Annotated in this window: 17 protein-coding genes; 8 read left to right on the forward strand and 9 right to left on the reverse strand. The window is 69.1% G+C overall.

All coding sequences use genetic code 11. From position 1 onward, the window contains the following. Positions 1 to 317: 317 nt before the first annotated feature. Positions 318 to 1,685 (forward strand): hypothetical protein, encoded by a 1,368-nt coding sequence (locus G6N31_RS19435; RefSeq protein WP_133117647.1) that lies wholly within the window; start codon positions 318 to 320, stop codon positions 1,683 to 1,685. Positions 1,686 to 1,753: 68 nt separating this feature from the next. On the opposite strand, the gene G6N31_RS19440 is transcribed toward G6N31_RS19435, so the two are convergent. Then, entirely contained in the window at positions 1,754 to 2,476 is a 723-nt protein-coding gene (locus G6N31_RS19440; RefSeq protein WP_098000578.1) for a flavodoxin family protein, read from the reverse strand. Positions 2,477 to 2,625: 149 nt separating this feature from the next. Here G6N31_RS19440 and G6N31_RS19445 point away from each other — a divergent pair, with 149 nt between their 5' ends. Together G6N31_RS19445 and G6N31_RS19450 are read left to right on the forward strand one after the other, a co-directional pair. Further along, the gene (locus G6N31_RS19445; protein WP_098000576.1) at positions 2,626 to 4,542 is read left to right on the forward strand and encodes a lipocalin family protein; all 1,917 of its coding nucleotides are present in this window, start codon (positions 2,626 to 2,628) and stop codon (positions 4,540 to 4,542) included. Between the two features lie 96 nt (positions 4,543 to 4,638). Then, complete coding sequence (locus tag G6N31_RS19450) at positions 4,639 to 5,502, forward strand: glycoside hydrolase family 16 protein (RefSeq protein WP_098000574.1); 864 nt, start codon at positions 4,639 to 4,641, stop codon at positions 5,500 to 5,502. A gap of 13 nt (positions 5,503 to 5,515) precedes the next feature. On the opposite strand, the gene G6N31_RS19455 is transcribed toward G6N31_RS19450, so the two are convergent. Beyond that, positions 5,516 to 6,364: an LLM class flavin-dependent oxidoreductase gene (locus tag G6N31_RS19455; protein WP_098000572.1), complete on the reverse strand. Its 849-nt coding sequence runs from the start codon at positions 6,362 to 6,364 to the stop codon at positions 5,516 to 5,518. A 97-nt stretch (positions 6,365 to 6,461) separates the two neighbouring features. Between G6N31_RS19455 and G6N31_RS19460 the strand changes: the two genes are divergently transcribed. Next, a complete protein-coding gene (locus G6N31_RS19460; RefSeq protein ID WP_098000570.1) occupies positions 6,462 to 7,247 on the forward strand; it encodes an SDR family NAD(P)-dependent oxidoreductase in 786 nt (261 codons plus the stop codon). Continuing rightward, positions 7,235 to 8,245 carry a phosphotransferase family protein gene (locus G6N31_RS19465; protein ID WP_098000568.1) on the forward strand — a complete coding sequence of 337 codons (1,011 nt, stop codon included), beginning with the start codon at positions 7,235 to 7,237 and terminating at the stop codon, positions 8,243 to 8,245. Before G6N31_RS19460 ends, G6N31_RS19465 begins: the two co-directional genes overlap by 13 nt. On the opposite strand, the gene G6N31_RS19470 is transcribed toward G6N31_RS19465, so the two are convergent. From G6N31_RS19470 to G6N31_RS19485, 4 genes are read right to left on the reverse strand one after another with little or no spacing between them, the layout of a single operon-like run. Continuing rightward, a complete protein-coding gene (locus G6N31_RS19470) occupies positions 8,199 to 8,843 on the reverse strand; it encodes a TetR/AcrR family transcriptional regulator (protein ID WP_234815125.1) in 645 nt (214 codons plus the stop codon). The genes G6N31_RS19465 and G6N31_RS19470 overlap by 47 nt on opposite strands. Before the next feature lie 13 nt (positions 8,844 to 8,856). Next, positions 8,857 to 10,155 carry an acyl-CoA dehydrogenase family protein gene (locus G6N31_RS19475; protein WP_098000564.1) on the reverse strand — a complete coding sequence of 433 codons (1,299 nt, stop codon included), beginning with the start codon at positions 10,153 to 10,155 and terminating at the stop codon, positions 8,857 to 8,859. 3 nt (positions 10,156 to 10,158) lie between these two features. Beyond that, positions 10,159 to 10,935 carry an enoyl-CoA hydratase/isomerase family protein gene (locus G6N31_RS19480; RefSeq protein ID WP_098000562.1) on the reverse strand — a complete coding sequence of 259 codons (777 nt, stop codon included), beginning with the start codon at positions 10,933 to 10,935 and terminating at the stop codon, positions 10,159 to 10,161. 1 nt (position 10,936) lies between these two features. Further along, positions 10,937 to 12,181, reverse strand: coding sequence for an acetyl-CoA C-acetyltransferase (locus G6N31_RS19485; RefSeq protein ID WP_098000560.1), 1,245 nt, complete (start codon positions 12,179 to 12,181; stop codon positions 10,937 to 10,939). Between the two features lie 148 nt (positions 12,182 to 12,329). Here G6N31_RS19485 and G6N31_RS19490 point away from each other — a divergent pair, with 148 nt between their 5' ends. After that, complete coding sequence (locus G6N31_RS19490; protein ID WP_197747143.1) at positions 12,330 to 13,559, forward strand: FAD-dependent oxidoreductase; 1,230 nt, start codon at positions 12,330 to 12,332, stop codon at positions 13,557 to 13,559. A 10-nt stretch (positions 13,560 to 13,569) separates the two neighbouring features. Continuing rightward, complete coding sequence (locus G6N31_RS19495; RefSeq protein ID WP_098000556.1) at positions 13,570 to 14,355, forward strand: SDR family NAD(P)-dependent oxidoreductase; 786 nt, start codon at positions 13,570 to 13,572, stop codon at positions 14,353 to 14,355. On the opposite strand, the gene G6N31_RS19500 is transcribed toward G6N31_RS19495, so the two are convergent. Together G6N31_RS19500 and G6N31_RS19505 are read right to left on the reverse strand one after the other, a co-directional pair. Continuing rightward, on the reverse strand, positions 14,352 to 15,266 hold the full coding sequence (locus tag G6N31_RS19500) for an L-lactate dehydrogenase (protein ID WP_234815131.1): 915 nt from the start codon (positions 15,264 to 15,266) through the stop codon (positions 14,352 to 14,354). The genes G6N31_RS19495 and G6N31_RS19500 overlap by 4 nt on opposite strands. Before the next feature lie 167 nt (positions 15,267 to 15,433). Continuing rightward, the gene (locus G6N31_RS19505; RefSeq protein WP_109790819.1) at positions 15,434 to 17,263 is read right to left on the reverse strand and encodes an Hsp70 family protein; all 1,830 of its coding nucleotides are present in this window, start codon (positions 17,261 to 17,263) and stop codon (positions 15,434 to 15,436) included. Between the two features lie 57 nt (positions 17,264 to 17,320). Between G6N31_RS19505 and G6N31_RS19510 the strand changes: the two genes are divergently transcribed. Then, a complete protein-coding gene (locus G6N31_RS19510) occupies positions 17,321 to 17,779 on the forward strand; it encodes a nuclear transport factor 2 family protein (RefSeq protein WP_098000554.1) in 459 nt (152 codons plus the stop codon). Between the two features lie 3 nt (positions 17,780 to 17,782). On the opposite strand, the gene G6N31_RS19515 is transcribed toward G6N31_RS19510, so the two are convergent. Next, positions 17,783 to 18,454 (reverse strand): L,D-transpeptidase family protein, encoded by a 672-nt coding sequence (locus tag G6N31_RS19515; RefSeq protein ID WP_098000657.1) that lies wholly within the window; start codon positions 18,452 to 18,454, stop codon positions 17,783 to 17,785. Positions 18,455 to 18,533: the final 79 nt, after the last annotated feature.

Consider the following 18,533-nt stretch of genomic DNA (forward strand, 5'->3'; position numbering starts at 1 on the left):
TTATTAGGTTAGGCAATCCTCATACTGCTGATCGGCTCACCGAGCCCTCCCCTCACGGCGTTTGCTGACTATTTCAAACAAATGGCAATGGCGGGGGCCTACGTTGACGGCTCGGATAAATTGGCGGCGCTTTTCTCGGAATGGCGTTCACTGGCTACGTGACCTTCTTCTGAGGCGATTCTCAGGTTTCCTGCGCCGCCGGCGAGGCTCCCGCCATCGCTGCAGGTGAGACGTAGGCATTGTTCCTCAGGTTCCGTTCAGTTACGGTCGCGCTGCCAAGTAAGGCAAGCCTTCAGTTACTTAGACCAGGAGAACAAGTGCACCCTGCACCAGCCCTCGAAATGGGCCCGGATCACGCCCCGTCGAAGCCTCGCGTCAGCAAGTTTCTCGCTGCCGGCGTGGCCGTCGTCGGTGCCGGCGCTCTCGCCATCACCCCCGTGTCGCCGGTCGTCGACATCCAGGCGCAGAACCGTGCCGTGGCGCTGACAGCATCGGCGAACCCGACCTACTCCAGCGACACCTCCGCCGTGTACGGGAACCTCTTCAACCAGACGGCCGCGAACTTCGCCAACATCTTCCAGACCTTCGCGTCGGAACCGTTCCCGATCCTCAACCAGGTGCTGGCCAACCAGTGGTCCTACGGCGAGAAGATCGTCGCCGGCTTCGTCGGGGTCCCCGAGTCGTTCAACTCGTGGTGGAACGGCAGCAACGGCCGGCCGCTGTTCGAAGAGGCCGCCGCCCACTTCCGGGCGGGCGAGTTCGCCGACGGGTGGGATCGGCTCAACCGCTCCTTCGTCTATGCGCTGAACATCGGATCGCCGTTGTACAACGCGTTCTGGTCGCAGGCCCCCAGCCCGCGCAATCCTGATGGCGTCATGGGCATTCCGGAGCAGATGGCGACCAATTTCCAGCAGGTCGTCCGGGTCATCTTCGACCGGTCCTCGATCGTCAGCGACATCACCAAGAATGTGCTCGGGCCATTCCTGGCCATGGGCTTCGAGTTCGCGCTGCTCGCCGATGCGGTCACCGGCGCGCTGCGTGAGGGCGACGGCCAGGCCGTCATGACCGCGCTGGTCAATGCCCCCGGCGTGATGCTGAACTCGTTCCTCAACGGCTACGTCAACCCGGAGTGTGAAGGCAGCGACTGCGATCAGTTCCCCGGCCTGATCAACGCGTCCAGCGCCCTCATCAGCATCTTCCACGGAATTCCGAAGGCGATCGCCGAGGCCCTCAAGCCGGACCCGGTGCCCGGTGCGCCCTACACCCCGCCGGCCGAGGACGAGGTCGGCTCGGCCGCGTCGGCTCTCGCGGTCAGCAACACGGTCACGCTGGACGTCGAGCCGGCCGCCGAGGCGCGCAAGGCGAGCACGGAGACCGAGGAGACTGCGCCGGTCACCGAGACCGAGACGGTCACCGAGGAAGAGGCTGTCGTCGAGGAAAAGCCGGTCACCGAAGAGGCGCCGGTCACGGAGGAAGAGCCGGTCACCGAAGAGCCGGTCACTGAGGAGCCTGTCACCGAGGAGGAGGCCACCGAGGAGCCGGTCGTCGAGGAGGACGCGACTGCCGTCGAGGAGTCCACGGACGATTCCGCCGGGGATGAGGACGACAGCACCACCGACACGTCGCGCAGCAGCAACAACAGCGGCGGTGGCTCCGATTCGTCGAAGAAGCGCCAGTCCCGGTAACGGATAGTTCCGGCACGCGAACCAGCGACGGCCCCCTCGGATTCGAGGGGGCCGTCGTCTACGTGGAGCTACCGGTATTCGGGATTGCTGTAGCCGAAATCGCAGCCGGCATCCCACTCCGAGCGTTGGTTGCCGTACGCCGGGAAGCCACCCACGCTCTTGAGCAGCTTGGCCAGGTGCATCAGGTTGTAGGTGAGGAATGTGGTGTTGCGGTTGACGAAATCGTTCTCCGGCCCGCCGGATCCTTCGTCCAGATAGGAGGGCCCGGGCCCCGCCTCACCCATCCACCCGGCGTCGGCCTGCGGCGGGATCGTGTAACCGATGTGCTGCAGGCTGTAGAGAATGTTCATCGCGCAGTGTTTGACACCGTCTTCGTTGCCGGTGAGCAGACATCCGCCGACCCGGCCGTAATACGCATACTGCCCATGGTCGTTCAGCACACCGGAGTAGCCGTAGAGCCGCTCGATCACATGGCGCATCACCGAACTGTTGTCGCCCAGCCATACCGGGCCGGCCAGGACCAGGATGTCGGCGGCGAGGACACGCTCGAGCAGCGCCGGCCACTCGTCGGTGTCCCAGCCGTACTCGGTCATGTCCGGCCGGACACCGACGGCGATGTCGTGGTCGACCGCACGGATCTGATCGACATCGACACCGTTGCCGCGCATCAGCGCGACACTGCGATCGACCAGCCCCTGGGTGTTGCTCATCTCGGGTGAGCGCTTCAGCGTGCAATTGATGAACATGGCCTTCAGGCCGGTGAAGTCAGGAGCGGCGGGCGACGTGGTCATGGATTTATTTTCCTGTCTCTGGGGCAGCGCCATTGAACCATCGCACGGCACGGCGCGGCGTGGAGCGCCAGACGGGCCGAAATGACGTCACGCTTACGTTTGCGACAATTCGCTGTCAGGGTTGATCTTGCCCGGTTAGATTCCGGTCCGTGACGTCACGACGTTGGCTGCTCTGGCTGGGAACGGCAGGTGCGGGCGCCTGCCTGGCGCTCGGCGCCGGGCAGGGTGTCGCCTCGGCGGACACGGAGTCCTCCGATGCGGCGGGGACGACGAGCCGGTCCGCCGAGTCCGGTCCGTCGCGCGAGGCGTCGGCGCGAAGTGCCGACGACGACGGCGCCGACCGCTCGGCGACGACGCTGGAATCTCGGTCCTCGGAGCCCGCGTCAGTTCCGACGTCGGCCACGCAGCGCGATACGGAGGTCTCCGGCGATCTCGGCCTCGAAAGCGATGCCGAGCTCGATGCTGCCGAGCCCGCGGTGACCGGCCGGCTCTACACCCTCCGGCAGGAGCCCGCGGACGACTCGGACGTCACGGTGGCGACCGCACCGGTGGCGGTCACGACGGAACCCCGGGAGGTCCGCCGACACGCCGCCTCCGACACCACGCCCGTCACCCCCGCGGCACCGGTGACGCCCACTCCGGCGAGTGTGCCTTCTGCACAACGGATTTCAGCGCCCGTCGAGGCCGCCGCGACGGTCACCGCCGCCGACGGCCAGGTGACCGGCGTCAAGACGTCGCGAGCCAAGCTGACCATCCCGGTCGGCACCAGGAACTACACCGCGCGCACCGACTGGTACCTCCCGACCCAGGCCGACGGTTCCGTGGCGGCCGCCGGGGTGATCTGGCTGCAGCACGGCTTCCTCGGGAACAAGTCGGCGGTGTCCGCACTGGCCCGCACACTCTCGCAGCAGACCAACAGCATCGTGGTGGCACCCAATTTGCCGTCGTTCCCCGGGTTGTTCTGTTCCGGGTGCTGGCTCAACGGTGTGCCGATGCAGCAGGGCGTCGCCACGCTGTTCCTCGGCGACCGCGCGTCGCTGACCACCAGCGCGAGCGCGGCCGGCTACCAGGGGGCACTGCCGGCGAGCTTCGTCCTGTCCGGCCAGTCCGCGGGCGGTGGCTTCGCCACGTCGGTCGGCGGCTACTACGCCGAGGACCTGCTCAGCGACGGCAGCCTGCGCGGCGTCGTGATGTTCGACGGGGTCGCCTGGCAGGGCCGGTTGTCGGCGGCGTTGGACAGCCTGGACGACCCGTTCGTCCCGGTCTATCAGGTCGCGGCCCCACCGGCGGCGTGGAATTCGCGGGGCGAGACCACCAACGAGCTGGTGGCCGCCCGTCCGGGCCAGTTCGTCGGCGCGACCCTGGCCGGGGGCTCACACTCGGATTCACTGATCGGCGGCAACGCGCTGTTCGACTTCTTCGCCCAGTTGGCGACCGGGTTCTCACCGCCGGGCAACACCCAGGCCGTCTACACCCTCTCGACCGGCTGGATCAACGACATGTACCAGGGGCTGGGACCGCTCGACGGCACCGGCATCTACGGCGCACCTGATCAGTACATCGTGATGGGTGACACCGCGGCGGTGGTGCTGGCTCCGCCGCCGGTCGTCGACCTCACCCGCTACCTCGGCACCTGGTACGAAGTGGGCAGCGTCAAGCAGTTCTTCTCGATCGGGCTGGTGAACACCACCGCCGTCTACAGCCTCAATCCCGACGGATCCATCAAGGTGCAGAACTCGGGCAACTACTTCGTCAACAACGGGCCCAAGTCGTCGATCACCGGCGTCGCCCTGCCCGTCGATGCCGACAACAACAAACTCAACGTCCGGTTCTTCGGGCAAGCCTCGGCCCGCCCGCCCGGCAACTACTGGATCGTCGATCTCGATCCCGACTACCACTGGGCCGTCGTCACCGACCCGACCGGTTTCAGCGGGTTCCTGCTCACCCGCGAGCGCACGGTGTCCGAGGACTTCTACCAGGAGCTGCTGGACCGGGCCTCGGTCAAGGGTGTCATCGGACGGATCACCCCGACCCGGCAACCCGCGGCACAGACCGTCTCGGCGTAACGGCGCCGCCGGCGGGACGGCGAAACGCCACCCGCGACATGGCGGGTTTAGCCACACGATCGCGGTTTCTGCCTTTACGGTTCAGGAATGCCACGTATGGATCGGCGACGCGCCATGATGATGCTGGGGGTCGGGGCGGCAGCCGCCGCGCTGCCCCTTCCGCGAGTAGCAGCCCAGCCGGGGATCGGGGACACCCCGCCCCCGGGACCCGGTGTTCCCGAAGCGGCCACCCAGCCCGCGCCGGGTCTGCTGTTCTCCGACGAGTTCAACGCGCCGGCGGGCACCCCGCCCAACCCGGCCTCGTGGTACATCGTCCCGCAGCGCGAAACCATCCGTAACCCGGTCGAATGGGACAAGCCCTACAACATGGGCCGGTACGTCACCGACCAGGAGCACGTCTTCCACGACGGCAACGGCAACCTCGTCATCCGGGCCACCCGCGGTGAAGGCGCGAACATTCAGGAGAAGTACGCCAGCGCCAAGATCGTCGGGAACTGGCGCGGCGGCGTCGGCACCACCTGGGAAGCCCGGGTCAAGCTGAACTGCCTGACCGACGGGGCGTGGCCGGCGTTCTGGTTGATCAACGACAACCCCGTGCGCGGCGGCGAAGTCGACCTCTTCGAGTGGTACGGCAACCGGGACTGGCCGTCGGGCACCACGGTGCACGCCAAGCTCGACGGCACGATGTTCCAGACCCACAAGCACCCGGTCGACGGGGCCTGGCACACCTGGCGGATGACCTGGCTGCCCTCGGGCATGTACTTCTGGAAGGACTACCAGCCCGGGATGGAGCCGTTCTTCACCGTACTGTCGAACTCGCTGCCCGACTGGCCGTTCAACGATCCCGGTTTCACGATGGCACCGGTGTTCAACATCGCGATCGGCGGCTCGGGTGGGCGTGAACCCGCCGGCGGCACCTACCCGGCCGAGATGTTGATCGACTGGATCCGGGTGTTCTGAGCGGCCAGACCGGTCAACACGCGCGGGCGACGACGGTGGCGCCGAACTCCTCGATCGATTCGACGGCGGCGAAGTCGGCGAACCACACGTAGAAGCGTTGCGCCCCAGCCTGCTCCAGCCCGGCGAAGTAGGCGAGCAATTCGTCGGCGCCGCCGCCGACGAAGCCGGGCCCGAGGTGGCCGAAGCGGCGGCGGCCCTTGTCGATCACGGCGTCGCGGTCGTCGCCGGCCCGCACGAACGCGACCATCTGCTGCACCGAGGGCCGCGCCGCGCCGATCGCCGGCAGGTACCGCGCCAGCTCGTTCACCTTTGTGGCGGGCAGGTTCCACCAATCGGCGTGCTCGGCAACCAGTTTGAGCATGCGTGGGCCGGTCCCGGCCAGCAGCACCGGGATGGGATGGCTGGGAGTCGGCACCTGCACCGGCTCGGGGCCTTCGGTCTGCCCCCAGTAGCGCTTGATCTTGGCCAGCGTCGTGCCGAGCGCCTCCACCCGCTGCACCGCCGACGCGGTACCGAACTCGAACTTAGCCAGCTCGTCGGGCATGGAGCCCGCCCCCAGGCCCAGCTCGAAACGGCCACCGCTGGCCTCGGCGAGGGTCACGGCCTGCTTGGCCAGCAGGGCGGGCCGGCGGAAGGCATCGCAGAGCACGAGATGGCCGATCCGCAGCCGTTCGGTGTGGGCGGCCACCCAGGTCGCCACCGTCATCGCCTCCCAGATCGGCATGTCGGGCGCCATCGGGGTCTCGACGTGATCGAGGAACGCGACGCCGTCGAAGCCGCTGGCCTCGGCCGCCCGGGCCCGTTGCACGAGGTCGTCGACGCCCATCCGGCTCTGCGGCAGGTAGAGAAACCATTCGGCCATGTTCGGTGTCCTGTCCCGACGGTGTTGGTACGGTGAACGCGCTTAAATATACGGTGATGGCGATTAGATTTGCGCCGGGTTCGAAGGAGGCGCCGCGGTGACGACGCGTTGCGCGGGCAAGATCGCGCTGGTGACCGGGACCAGCCGGGGGCTGGGCAAGGCGATCGCCCAGCGGCTGGCCGCCGAGGGTGCGGTGGTGGCGCTCACAGCCCGGACCATGGAGCCCGACCCGAAATACGTTGGCTCGCTGTCTCAGACGCTCTCCGAGATCACCGAAGCCGGTGGCGCGGCGATCGCGGTGCCGGCCGATCTGTCCGACCCCGAGCAACGGGCCGAACTCTTCGCCGAGGTGGTCGACCGTCTCGGCGCCCCGGACATCCTGGTCAACAACGCCGCCGTGACGTTCCTGCGGCCCTTGGACACTTTTCCCGACAAACGGGTACGGCTGATGTTCGAGATGCATGTGCTGGCGCCACTTCACCTGGCGCAGCTGTCGATCCCGGCGATGCGCGAGCGCGGCAGCGGATGGATTCTCAACGTCACCTCGGTGGCCGGTGATCTGCCCGACGGGCCGCCGTTCTCCGAGTTCGACGTCTCGGCCGGCTTCGGGGTCTACGGGATGGTCAAGGCCGCCCAGAACCGGATGACGAAAAGCCTTGCGGCCGAGTTGTTCACCGACGGTATCGCGGTCAATGCCGCCGCGCCGTCCCACCCGGTCGCCACTCCCGGGGCGGGCACCCTGGACCTGGCCAAGACCGACACCGAAGACATTTCGCTGATCACCGAGACCGCGTTCCGGTTGTGCACGGGCGACCCGGAGACGCTGACCGGCCGGATCGCACACACCCAGCCGTTCCTGCGCGAGGTCGGGTGGCTGAGCTGAGCGTCGAGGTGCCCGCGGCGCTGACCGCCCGACTGGCACGGCTCGGTGTCGGTGGCCTCGAGCCGCTCACCGGAGGCGCCTCCAGCCTGACCTACCACGGTGTCCTCGACACCCGGCCGGTGGTGGTCAAGGTGGCACCGGCCGGTGTCACACCGGTCGCGCACCGCGACGTGCTGCGACAGGCTCGACTACTGAAAGCGCTGCAGGGCAGTGACGTGCCCGTGCCGCACGTCGTGCTGGAGGACCCCGGCGATCCGCCCGACATCCCACCGTTGTTCGCGATGACGCTGCTGGACGGCGAGTGCGTGGAGCCGCTGTTCGATGTGCATGCCGACCTGCCGTCGGGCGGTACGGTGGCCGCGCGATTCCGCGGTGCCGCAGCGGTTCTGGCGCGGCTGCACCGCGTCGATCCCGCTGCGGTAGGTCTGGGCGACGAGCCGGTGCTCGACCCGAGCGACGAGGTCGAGCGGTGGTCGCGCACGCTGGAGACCGTCGACCAGGCGTTGGTGCCGGGCTGGCCGGAGACTCGGTCGTTGTTACAGGCCACGCTGCCCGCGCCCGCACGACCCGCGATCGTGCACGGCGACTTCCGGCTCGGCAACCTGCTGGCCGTCGGGCCGGAGATCACCGCCGTGATCGACTGGGAGATCTGGTCTCTCGGCGATCCCCGCATCGACCTCGGCTGGTTCCTGATCAACAGCGACCCGCAGACCTACCGTCGGCCCGTCCCCGACCTCCCCGTGCCGAGAACCACCGATCTGATCGCGGTCTACCGTGCCGAGTCAGGCGGCACCGTCGAGGATCTCGAATGGTTCTGTGCGCTCGCGTGTTTCAAGTCCGCGGCGACCTGGTCGCTGATCATCAAACACAATCGCCGCCGCCACGCACCCGACCCGGATCTCGAGGCGATGGGCGCCGCCCTGCCCCGGCTGCTCGCCCGAGCCCAGAAGCTCATCGAGGCAGCACGCCGCGCAGGAAGAGATCGACCGCCGCGGTGAGGTGGCGCTGCTCGTCGGCACTGCTGCGGTAGATGCCGAAATCGGCGAGGCGGGCCGGGAATCCCTCCACCATCGCCAGGAAGTGCTCGGCCGCCAGCTCGACGTCGTCGAGCGCGACGGTGCCGGCGTCGACATGGCGGGCCAGCAGGTCCATCACCTGCCGCTGCCGACTGGCCCACCCCAGAGACTGTGCACTGGCCGCGAATTCGGGGAACCGGTGCGCCTCGTTGCGGGCGATGCGGTGCAGCCGCACGATGTCGCGGTCCAGCACCCGCTCGAGGGCGCCGCGCCCGATGGCCGTCAGCGCGGCGCGCAGGTCGGCACCGTCGACGTCGGCGAGGATGTCGTTCTCGACCGCGCGGGTGAACGCCCACGGGATCGCGTCGAGGAATGCCGACCGCTTGTCCGGATAGCGGGCGTAGAGTGTGCGTTTGGTGATGCCTGCCGCGTCGGCGATCGCCTCCATCGTCGTCGCGTCGTATCCCTTGTCCAGGAAGGTCGCTACCGCGGCCTCGCGCAGCTGCTGACGCAGCGCGCTGGACTCGGCCTGGGTGGGCCGGCCCCGCCGGGTCTGCACCTGCCGCGTGTTCTCCGCCACCGTGGTTCCTGGGCTATCCGCGGGGAATGCCGGCCAGCTTGTCGGCGAACTTGCGCTCTGCGGCCTCCCGCAACCGCAGCAGATGTTCGGACGGGAACACATCGGGCGCGGGTGCGACGTCCTTGAGCAGCAGCCGCGCCAGCGTCACCTTGTGCACCTCGGTGGGCCCGTCGGCCAGGCCCAGCACGAAGGACTCGGTCAGGTACTGGACGAACGGCATCTCGTGGGACGTGCCGAGCGAGCCGTGGATCTGCAGCGCCCGCGCGGCCACGTCGTGCAGCACTTTCTGCATCATCGCCTTGACCGCCGAGATGTCGGCACGCACGGCCTGGTAGTCGTTGTACTGATCGATCTTCCAGGCAGTCTGCAGGGTCAGCAGCCGGAACGCCTCGATCTCCATCCAGGAGTCGGCGATCATCTCCTGCACCATCTGCTTGTCGGCCAGCACGGTGCCCTGGGTGTAGCGCGACACCGCCCGCTCGGTGATCATGTCGAAGATGCGTCGTACCAGCCCCACGGTGCGCATCGCGTGGTGGATGCGTCCGCCGCCGAGGCGTGTCTGCGCGACCACGAAGGCTCCGCCGCGCGGCCCGAGCATGTGGTCGGCGGGAACGCGGACGTTCTCGTAGCGCACGTACCCCTCCCGGCCGCCACCACCGAGCGGCTGGTAGCCCAGACCCACGTCGCGCAGCACGTTGATGCCCGGGGTGTCGCCGGGCACCACGAACATCGAATACCGTTGATAGGGCGGGGCTTCCGGATCGGTCATCGCCATCACGATGAGAAACGACGCCGAGGACGCGAACGACGAATACCACTTCTCCCCGTTGATGACCCAATGGTCACCGTCGGGCACCGCGGTGGTGGTGAACACCTTGGGGTCGGCCCCGCCGTGCGGTTCGGTCATCGAGAAGCACGAGATGATGCGGTTGTCGAGCAACGGCTCGAGGTAGCGCTTCTTCAGCTCGGGGGTGCCGTAGTGGGCCAGGATCTCGCTGTTGCCCGAATCCGGGGCCTGCGAGCCGAAGACGATCGGAGCGCACTCCGACCGGCCCAGGATCTCGTTGAGCAGCGCGAGTTTGACCTGGCCGTAGCCGGGGCCGCCCAGGTGCGGCCCGAGGTGGGTGGCCCACAGCCCGCGCTTCTTGACGATCTGTTGCAGCGGCGGGATCAGCGCTTGGCGCACCGGATCGCTCAGGTCGTGGGATTCCTTGACGATGTAGTCGACGGGTTCACACTCGGTGCGCACGAAGTCCTCGACCCACTCCAGCTGCTGCGCCCACTCGGGATCGGTGGAGAAATCCCAGCCCATCGGTCAGTCCTTCCACTTCTGCCGGCGACCGGCCGCCTCGTCGGTGGCATGGGTGAGCACCTGATTGCGGTTCTCGACTTCCATCGCCGCCGCCAGGCTCGCCGCGTCGACGTTGGTCTGCAGCGCCCGCTTGGTCATCTGCACCCCCAGCGGCGCCAGTGCCGCGACGGTCGCGGCGGTGTCGACGGCGGTGTCGAACAGATCGGCCGGCGCCACCGTCCGGCTGACCAGTCCGCGGCGGTCGGCCTCCTCGGCGTCGACGGTGCGTCCGGTGAGCATCCAGTCCGCGGCCACCGTCGTGCCGACGATGCGGGGCAGGTGATAGCTCATTCCCATCTCGGCGCCGGACAGCCCGAGCAGGATCGCGGCGTTGCCGAATGTCGCGGCGGTGCAGGCGATGCGGAGGTCGGCGGCCAGGCACAGGGCCAGTCCCGCACCGACACACGGGCCGTTGATCGCGGCGATCACCGGTTGCGGCATCGCCTCGATGGCCAGCGGCAGCGCGGCCATCGCCTCCTGGAAGCGCAGCCGGTCGATCGCGGGGTCGTCGGCCTCCAGCATGCCCGGCCCGAAGTCGCGGATGTCGATGCCGGAGCAGAATCCCCGGCCGGTGCCGGTGAGCACCACGGCGCGCACGGATGCGTCGGCTCCCACTGCGGCACAGGCCGAGCGGAGTTCGTCGCGCATGGCCTCGTTGATCGCGTTGAGCCGGTCCGGGCGGTTCAGCCGGATCACGGTGACCCCGTCGCGCGGGGTCTCCAGGGTCAGCGTCTCGGCCATGTCACACCCGCTCGATGATGGTCGCGGTGCCCATACCGCCGCCGGTGCACATGCTCACCAACCCGGTCTGCAGCCCGCGGCGTTCGAGTTCGTCGAGCAGCGTGCCGATCAGCATGGCACCGGTGGCCCCGATCGGATGCCCCAGCGCGATGGCGCCGCCGTTGACGTTGACCCGACACGGGTCCAGGCCCAGATCGCGCGTGGTCTTCATCGGCACCGCCGCGAACGCCTCGTTGATCTCCCAGAGGTCGATGTCGGCGGCGACCATGCCGGCCTTGTCGAGGCAGCGCTGCGCGGCCGGTCCGGGAGCGGTCAGCATGATGATCGGTTCGCTGCCGAGCGCCGCGGTGGCCCGGATGCGGGCGCGCGGTGTCAGCGCGTGCGCGCGGGCGTATTCAGGCGAGGCCAACAGGACCGCGGCGGCGCCGTCGACGACGCCGGACGAGTTCCCGGCGTGATGCACGTGGTCGATGGTCTCGATCTGCGGGTAGCGCTGCCGGCAGATCTCGTCGAACGTCGCGGTCTCGCCGTCCACCCGCTGGGCGCCGAGGTCCGCGAACGCCGGCCGCAACCTGGCCAGGGCCTCGACGGTGGTCCCGGGCCGCGGGTGTTCGTCACGGGTCGACAGAACGGTACCGTCAGGCGCTGTCACCGCGATCAGTGAACGGTCGAATCGGCCGTCGTCGATGGCCTCGGCGGCGCGGCGCTGACTCTCGGCGGCGTACCGGTCCACCTCCTCGCGGCCGAACCCCTCCAGGGTCGCGATGAGGTCTGCGGAGATTCCCTGCGGCACAGTGGGATACCGGGCTCTCAGGGCGGGGTTGTCGCCGTCGATGGTGGGGACCCCGACCGTGACGTTCCAGCGGGACATCGATTCCACGCCCCCGGCGACCACCACGTCCTGGGCGCCGGCGGCGATACCGGCTGCCGCGACGGTGACGGCCTGCTGACCGGAGCCGCAGAAGCGGTTGAGGGTCATGCCCGGAACGGTCTCGGGCCAGCCGGCGAGCAGGACCGCCAACCGGGCGATGTCGTCGCCGTGATCGCCGGACAGGATCCCGTTCCCGGCGATGACGTCCTCGACGTCGACCGGATCGACGCCACTGCGGGTTGCCAGCGCCTGCAGGCACTGGGCCAGCAGATCCTGCGGGTGGCACTGGTGCAGCGCACCGTCGGGGCGGCCTCGGCCCCGGGGGGTGCGGACGGCGTCGATGATGAGTGCGTCGGTGATGAGGGCCTCCTTCATGGCCGCGACATGCGCCACCAAACTATACTCACCCGTATATTTATCCGGGGCCGGTGCGCGAAAGTGCCTCCACGGTAGTGCCGGGCGCGTCGGGACGACGCTGAACGCACCCTCGCGCTTCGGTCGCGGTGCCACTAGCGTGGGCACGGTGAGCGCGAAGACCACCTGCGCGATCGTGGGCGGCGGACCGGCCGGGATGGTGCTGGGACTCTTGCTGGCCCGCGCGGGTGTGGACGTCACGGTGCTGGAGAAACACGGTGACTTCCTGCGCGACTTCCGCGGCGACACCGTGCATCCCAGCACCCTGCAGTTGCTCGACGACCTCGGACTGTGGAACCGGTTCTCGGCGGTGCCGCACAGCAAGCTGCACAGGGTCACCTTCGACGTCGCCGGCCGCTCGGTCACGATGGTCGACTTCTCGCGACTGCGGCAACCCCACCCCTACATCGCCATGGTGCCGCAGTGGGACCTGCTCAACCTGCTCGCCGAAGTCGGCGAGGAGGAGCCGACGTTCGCACTGCGGATGAACACCGAGGTCACCGGCCTGCTGCGAGACGGTGACCGGATCACCGGCGTGCGCTACGAAACACCGGACGGCCCAGGGGAACTGCGCGCCGACCTGACCGTCGGCTGCGACGGCCGGGGGTCGGTGGTGCGCAGCGAGGCCGGTCTGCAGGTGCGGGAATGGCCGGTCGGTTTCGACGCCTGGTGGTTCCGGCTGCCCCGGCAGCCCGACGACACCACCTACACCCTGTTCCCGCGCATCGCGCCTGGGAAGGCGATGATCGTTATCCCGCGCGAGGGCTATTTTCAAGTGGCGCTGCTGATTCCGAAGGGCGCCGACACCCGGCTCCGCGCCCGCGGTCTGGAGGCTTTTCACGACGACGTCCGCGAACTGTTGCCCGAGGCGACCGACACGGTCCGTGCCGTGACCACCCTCGACGAGGTCAAGGTCCTGGATGTGCGCCTGAATCGCCTGCGCCGCTGGCACACCGACGGGTTGCTGTGCATCGGCGACGCGGCGCACGCGATGTCGCCCGCCGGCGGGGTCGGCATCAACGTCGCCGTGCAAGACGGTGTCGCCGCCGCGCGCCTGCTCGCCGACCCGCTGCGGCGCGCGACGCTGACCGACCGCGACCTCGCCGCGGTGCGCCGCCGGCGCATCGTGCCCACCGTTCTCACCCAGGCGCTGCAACGCCAGATCGACAAGCGGCTGCTCGGCCCGGTGCTGCGCGGCGAGATCGCCGGGAATCCGCCGCTCGGGTTGCTCCGCACCGTCGAGAGACTGCCGTGGCTGTCGGTCATCCCCGCCTACCTCGTCGGAGTCGGGGTCCGTCCCGAGCGCGCACCCGGCTTCGCGAGGCGGCAGTCCGCGTAGGGTCACCCTCGTGACCGACTCCGCCGCGCCCCGCAGCCCCTTCGACCTCACCGACCACGTCGCCGTCGTCACCGGCGGCGGCTCCGGGATAGGCCTGGGCATGGCCGACGGATTGGCCCGGGCCGGCGCCGCGGTGGCGATTCTCGGCCGCAGCGCCGCACGCCTGGACATCGCCGCCGAGCAGCTGCGCGCGCACGGACGCCCGGTGCTGCCGCTGGTGTGCGACGTCACCGACGAAGACGCCACGACGGCGACGATGGCCCGGGTGCGCAGCGAGTTCGGCGCGCTGGATTCGTGTTTCGCCAACGCCGGGGTGCGCGGCGTGTTCACCCCGACGCTCGAGACCACCCTGGCCGAGTTCCGCGAGGTGACGCGCGTCGATCTGGACGGGGTGTTCCTCACGCTGCGCGAAGCCGCCCGGCAGATGATCGAGGCGGGCCGCGGCGGCAGCCTGGTGGCTGTGTCGAGTCTGGGTGCGTTCCAGGGCATGCCCCGCCAACCCGCCTACGCCGCGGCCAAGGCCGGGGTCACGTCCCTGGTCGACAGCATGGCTGTCGAGTTCGCCCGCCACGGCATCCGCGCCAACACCGTCGCTCCGGGCTGGTTCGACACCGACATGACCTCGGCCGGGTTGGCCGACGAGCGGTTCCGGGAGCGGGTGCTTCCGCGGGTGCCGGCGCGCCGGTGGGGCGCCCCCGACGACATCGCCGGTATCACCGTGTATCTGGCGAGCCATGCCAGCCGGTACCACACCGGCGACGTCATCCGCATCGACGGGGGCTACCTGAAGTTCTAGAGCCCGAGCGATTCCTGCACCGAGCGCAGGGTCGCCGCCGACGAGTGCAGCCCCGCCAGTTCGGCGTCGTCGAGTGCCACCTCCAGCACCCGCCCGGCGCCGTGCGCGGAGACCACCGTGGGCAGCGACAGGGCGACACCGTCGATGCCGTACACCCCGCGCTGGACGGTGGACACCGGCAGCACCCGGTGCTGATCGTTGAGCAGCGCCTCGATGATCCGCGCACTCGACAACCCGATGGCCAGGTTCGTGGCGCCTTTGCCCGCGATGATCTCGTAGGCGGCGTTGACCACCTCGGCCGAGATCTGGGCGCGGGACTGTTCGTCGAAAACCGGTGTGCCGTCGCGGTGGAACTGTGCCGCGGGCACTCCCCCGATCGACACGCTCGACCACAGCGGGATCTCCGAATCGCCGTGCTCGCCGACGATGACGCCGTGCACGTTACCCACGGCGAGGTCGGCGCGCTGGGCGATGAGGTACCGGAAACGGCTGGAGTCCAACACCGTTCCCGAGCCGAAGACATGCCCGGGGGCGGCGTCGACGGAGCGCGTGGCGGCGAACGTGACGACGTCGACGGGGTTGGTGACGAACATGATGACCGCATCCGGGGACTGTTCGAGCAGTGCGGGGGTCAACGTCTGCGCCATCGCGACGTTGGCCGCGGCCAGTTCCAGACGACTCTGCCCGGGCTTCTGCTTGGCGCCCGCGGTCACCACGATCACGGCTGAATGTGCGGTCACCGCGACGTCGTCGGACCCGGAGATCCGGCAGTGCGGCACGAACTGGCTGCCATGGTTGAGATCGAGCACCTCGGCGCGGACCTTGCCGGCGTTGGTGTCGTAGAGCGCCAGCGATCCGGCGGTGCCGCGGATCAGACAGGCATAGGCGATGGCAGTTCCGACACTGCCCATTCCGACGATCGAGACCTTGGTGTTGCGCTGAACCGGCACCACTCCATTGTGGGGCAGGTGCGCGCGGTTCGATCGGCTGTCCCCTCCGCAGCCGATCGACCCGACGCTGTGAAGACTAGGCCGACCGACCCCCCGGACGAATCGGGGAAATCCCTAGACCTGGGAGGTCACGGATTCTCGGGCACCAGGATCGGGATGTCCGGCAGGAACGGCACGTCCAGGTAGGTCGTCGTGATCGCAGGCGGCACCCTGGTGGTGGTCGGAGCCGCGGTGGTGGTCGGCACCCTGCTGGTGGTGGGAGCCGCGGTGGTGGTCCGCACCGTGGTGGTGGTCGGCACCGTGGTGGTTGTCGTCGGTGTCGTGGTGGTCGTCGTCGTGGTCGTCGTCGTCGTGGTCGTCGTCGTTGTCGTTGTCGTGGTGGTGGTCGCCGACGTCGTGGTCGTGGTGGTGGTGGGCACCGTCGTGGTGGTGACGGGCGGCGGCGTCTGCGTCGGCGGGGGCGGCGCGGGCACTTCCGACGACGGCGCCACCGGGGGCGGCGGCTCATTGGTCACGGTCACGGTCTGTTGCTGGGGCGGCAGTTCGCGGCTCAACGGGTTGGTGCCCGGCCTCGGCGGTTCGTCACCGGAGCTGTCCACCGACGTCAACGCCACGGCGACCCCGCCGACGGCGACCAGCGCGATCACCGCGACGATGCCGATCAGCGCCAGCGGCAGCCGCTGCCAGGGTTTGACGTCGGCGTCCGTCGGCCCCGGTTCGTGCAGGTGCGGGGCGTAGTACGGATTGGCCGCCCGGTCGGTGTCGGCGTCGAGGTACGGGTCTTCGTACGACGCGGGGCCCTGGTAGGGCACGACGTCGTCGGCGGCGGAGTCGTCCTGCGACCAGGCCAGCGCCTCGGTGCTGCCCGCGGCGGGGGCCAGGGCCTGCGTGCTGCCACCGGCCGCGGGGCCCATCATCGTCGCCGCGTCGGCGCTGCGGCCGTAAGCCGCGAACAGCGCCGCGCCGACGGCCCCGTCCAGCCCCGGCCGTGGCGACGTCGTCACCGCAGCCGGCGATCGCCGGGCCAGCTCACCGGTCAGCAGCGGAATGGCCGCTCCGCCTCCGGTCAGCACGATCGACGCCACCTGGTCCGGGGTGACTCCGGCGCGCGACGTGGCGGCGTCCAGCGCACCGAACAGACCGTCGAGGGCAGGCGCGATCAGGGCCTCCAGCTCCGCGCGGGTGACCTCCACCTCGGAGCGCTGACCGGCCCGCTCCACCACCACCGTGGTGACGGGCTCGGTGGACAGCCGCTCTTTGGCCGCGCGGCAGTCGTCGCGTAACCGGGCCAGCGAGGCGACCGCGGCGGTCTGCTCCGCGTCGCCGGCGCCGGCCTTGTCCAACACCAACGCCAGCAGATCCTGGTCGATCTGATCCCCGGCCAGATCACCGAAGCGGAGTGGCTCCCCGATGGGCGCGAACGCCGACGTCGCGTCGGCCAGCGTGACGCTGGTGCCGCTGCCGCCGGCGTCGATCAGGGCGGCGACGCCGCTGCGGTGCAGTCCGGGGTTGGCGTTCAGCGACGTCAACGCGGCCACGGCATCGGAAACCAGTCGCGGCGGTGCACCGTCGGGAGCCAGCAGGGTGCTCGCGCCGAGCGCGTTCTGCAGCGCGGCCGTCGTCGTGGCCGGCCAGTACGACGGCACCGCAATGGCGATGTCGGCCGACAGTGCGGCCTGGGTGGGCACGGCGAGACCGGCCATCGTCTCCAGCGCCTCGACCAGCAGCTGCTCGGCGGGATAACTGGACCCGTCCGCGGCGACCAACGGCACCGGGTCACCGACGCGCTCGACGAAACCGGACAATGTCAGCCCCGCCGGATCGGCCGACGGCGTCCCCACCTGCGGCGGCGCGTGGCCGAACAGGGTGACCACCGCACGCCGGATCACCGGAGCGCGACCGACCCCGGCGGCGGCGAGGTTGGTGGTCCCGACGGACATTCCCAACGCATCGCTCATGACGTGCGCCACCATAAACCGTCAGCACCCATACGACACATGAGACACTCGTGCGCCATGGGCGACATCGACGAGATCAAGCAGGTCAAGTACCGCTACCTCCGCGCACTCGACACCAAGAACTGGGACGAGTTCGCCGACACCCTCACCGACGACGTGGTGGGCCGCTACGGCGAGTCGATCGGCGAGGAGCACCATTTCAGCACCCGCGAGGAACTCGTCGGCTTCATGCGAAACTCGTTGGGCCCCGAGATCATCACCGAGCACCGCGTCAACCATCCCGAGATCACCGTCGACGGCGACGAGGCCACCGCCACGTGGTACCTGCAGGACCGGGTGATCGCGCCCGACTTCAACTTCATGTTGATCGGCGCGGGTTTCTACCATGACCGCTACCGCCGCACCGAGGCCGGCTGGAAGATCAGCGAGACCGGCTACGACCGCACCTACGACGCGTCGATGTCGTTGGAGGCGTTGAATTTCAAGGTCAAACCCGGTCGCGCCATCAACACCTAGCCGTTATTCGGTGATCGCGATCAGCGCGCCGGGCCGCAGCCAGCGCATGATCGTGACCAGGGTGGCGTCGTCGATCGCCACGCACCCCGCGGTCGGTCCGCCGTCGGTGCTGTGCACGAAGAACGCCCCGCCCTTGCCGGGGATGCGTTCCTTGTTGACGCCCATCACCACCGCATGCGCGTACTGCGGGATGTCGAGGTTCTCGGTGCCCGCGCTCAACGAGGTGTTGAAACGGCACTGGTCTTTCTTGCAGACCTGCATGGTGTTGTAGGTCGGGCTGGCCATGTCGCCGTCCCACCAGTGGTCGGGTCCCACTTGGACGTAGCGCAGGCCGCCTCCCGGATTCGGCTGCGTGCCGAACGCGAAATCCAGTGTGTAGATGCCCTTCGGGGTCATCATCGACCCGTCGAAGTGGTTCGGCGACATACCCTTTGAGCCGATCTTCGCCGGCACCCCGATGCCGCCGGTCACCGGTTGCCAACCGGCGGCGGTGCGCTGCCACACGTCGAGTTTTGCGTCGGACCCGCCGGTTCCGGTCACCGACAGCACCTGCGTCGCCGATCCGACCGACCGGGCGAACCACGGCGTTAAGCCCCCGGCCGCGGCGGGAGCGCCCGCCATCGCCGCGGGCGCGCCGACCGCGACTGCGCACAGCAGGATCAGCAGTCGGCGCATGAAGTCCATGGTGTCCGGGCTGCGCGCTACGCCCGGTCAAGATTCGGCCACGATCGGGTCGCGACGGCGACCGTTAGGT

The organism is Mycolicibacterium duvalii, assembly GCF_010726645.1.
GTDB lineage: Bacteria > Actinomycetota > Actinomycetes > Mycobacteriales > Mycobacteriaceae > Mycobacterium > Mycobacterium duvalii.

What these genes read in the sequence shown, in the direction of transcription:
- G6N31_RS19440 (WP_098000578.1), bottom strand. Translation starts at nt 2,476, where the DNA reads ATGACCACGTCGCCCGCCGCTCCTGACTTCACCGGCCTGAAGGCCATG.
- G6N31_RS19450 (WP_098000574.1), top strand. Translation starts at nt 4,639, where the DNA reads ATGGATCGGCGACGCGCCATGATGATGCTGGGGGTCGGGGCGGCAGCC.
- G6N31_RS19455 (WP_098000572.1), bottom strand. Translation starts at nt 6,364, where the DNA reads ATGGCCGAATGGTTTCTCTACCTGCCGCAGAGCCGGATGGGCGTCGAC.
- G6N31_RS19475 (WP_098000564.1), bottom strand. Translation starts at nt 10,155, where the DNA reads ATGGGCTGGGATTTCTCCACCGATCCCGAGTGGGCGCAGCAGCTGGAG.
- G6N31_RS19480 (WP_098000562.1), bottom strand. Translation starts at nt 10,935, where the DNA reads ATGGCCGAGACGCTGACCCTGGAGACCCCGCGCGACGGGGTCACCGTG.
- G6N31_RS19485 (WP_098000560.1), bottom strand. Translation starts at nt 12,181, where the DNA reads ATGAAGGAGGCCCTCATCACCGACGCACTCATCATCGACGCCGTCCGC.
- G6N31_RS19500 (WP_234815131.1), bottom strand. Translation starts at nt 15,266, where the DNA reads ATGGGCAGTGTCGGAACTGCCATCGCCTATGCCTGTCTGATCCGCGGC.
- G6N31_RS19505 (WP_109790819.1), bottom strand. Translation starts at nt 17,263, where the DNA reads ATGAGCGATGCGTTGGGAATGTCCGTCGGGACCACCAACCTCGCCGCC.
- G6N31_RS19510 (WP_098000554.1), top strand. Translation starts at nt 17,321, where the DNA reads ATGGGCGACATCGACGAGATCAAGCAGGTCAAGTACCGCTACCTCCGC.
- G6N31_RS19515 (WP_098000657.1), bottom strand. Translation starts at nt 18,454, where the DNA reads ATGCGCCGACTGCTGATCCTGCTGTGCGCAGTCGCGGTCGGCGCGCCC.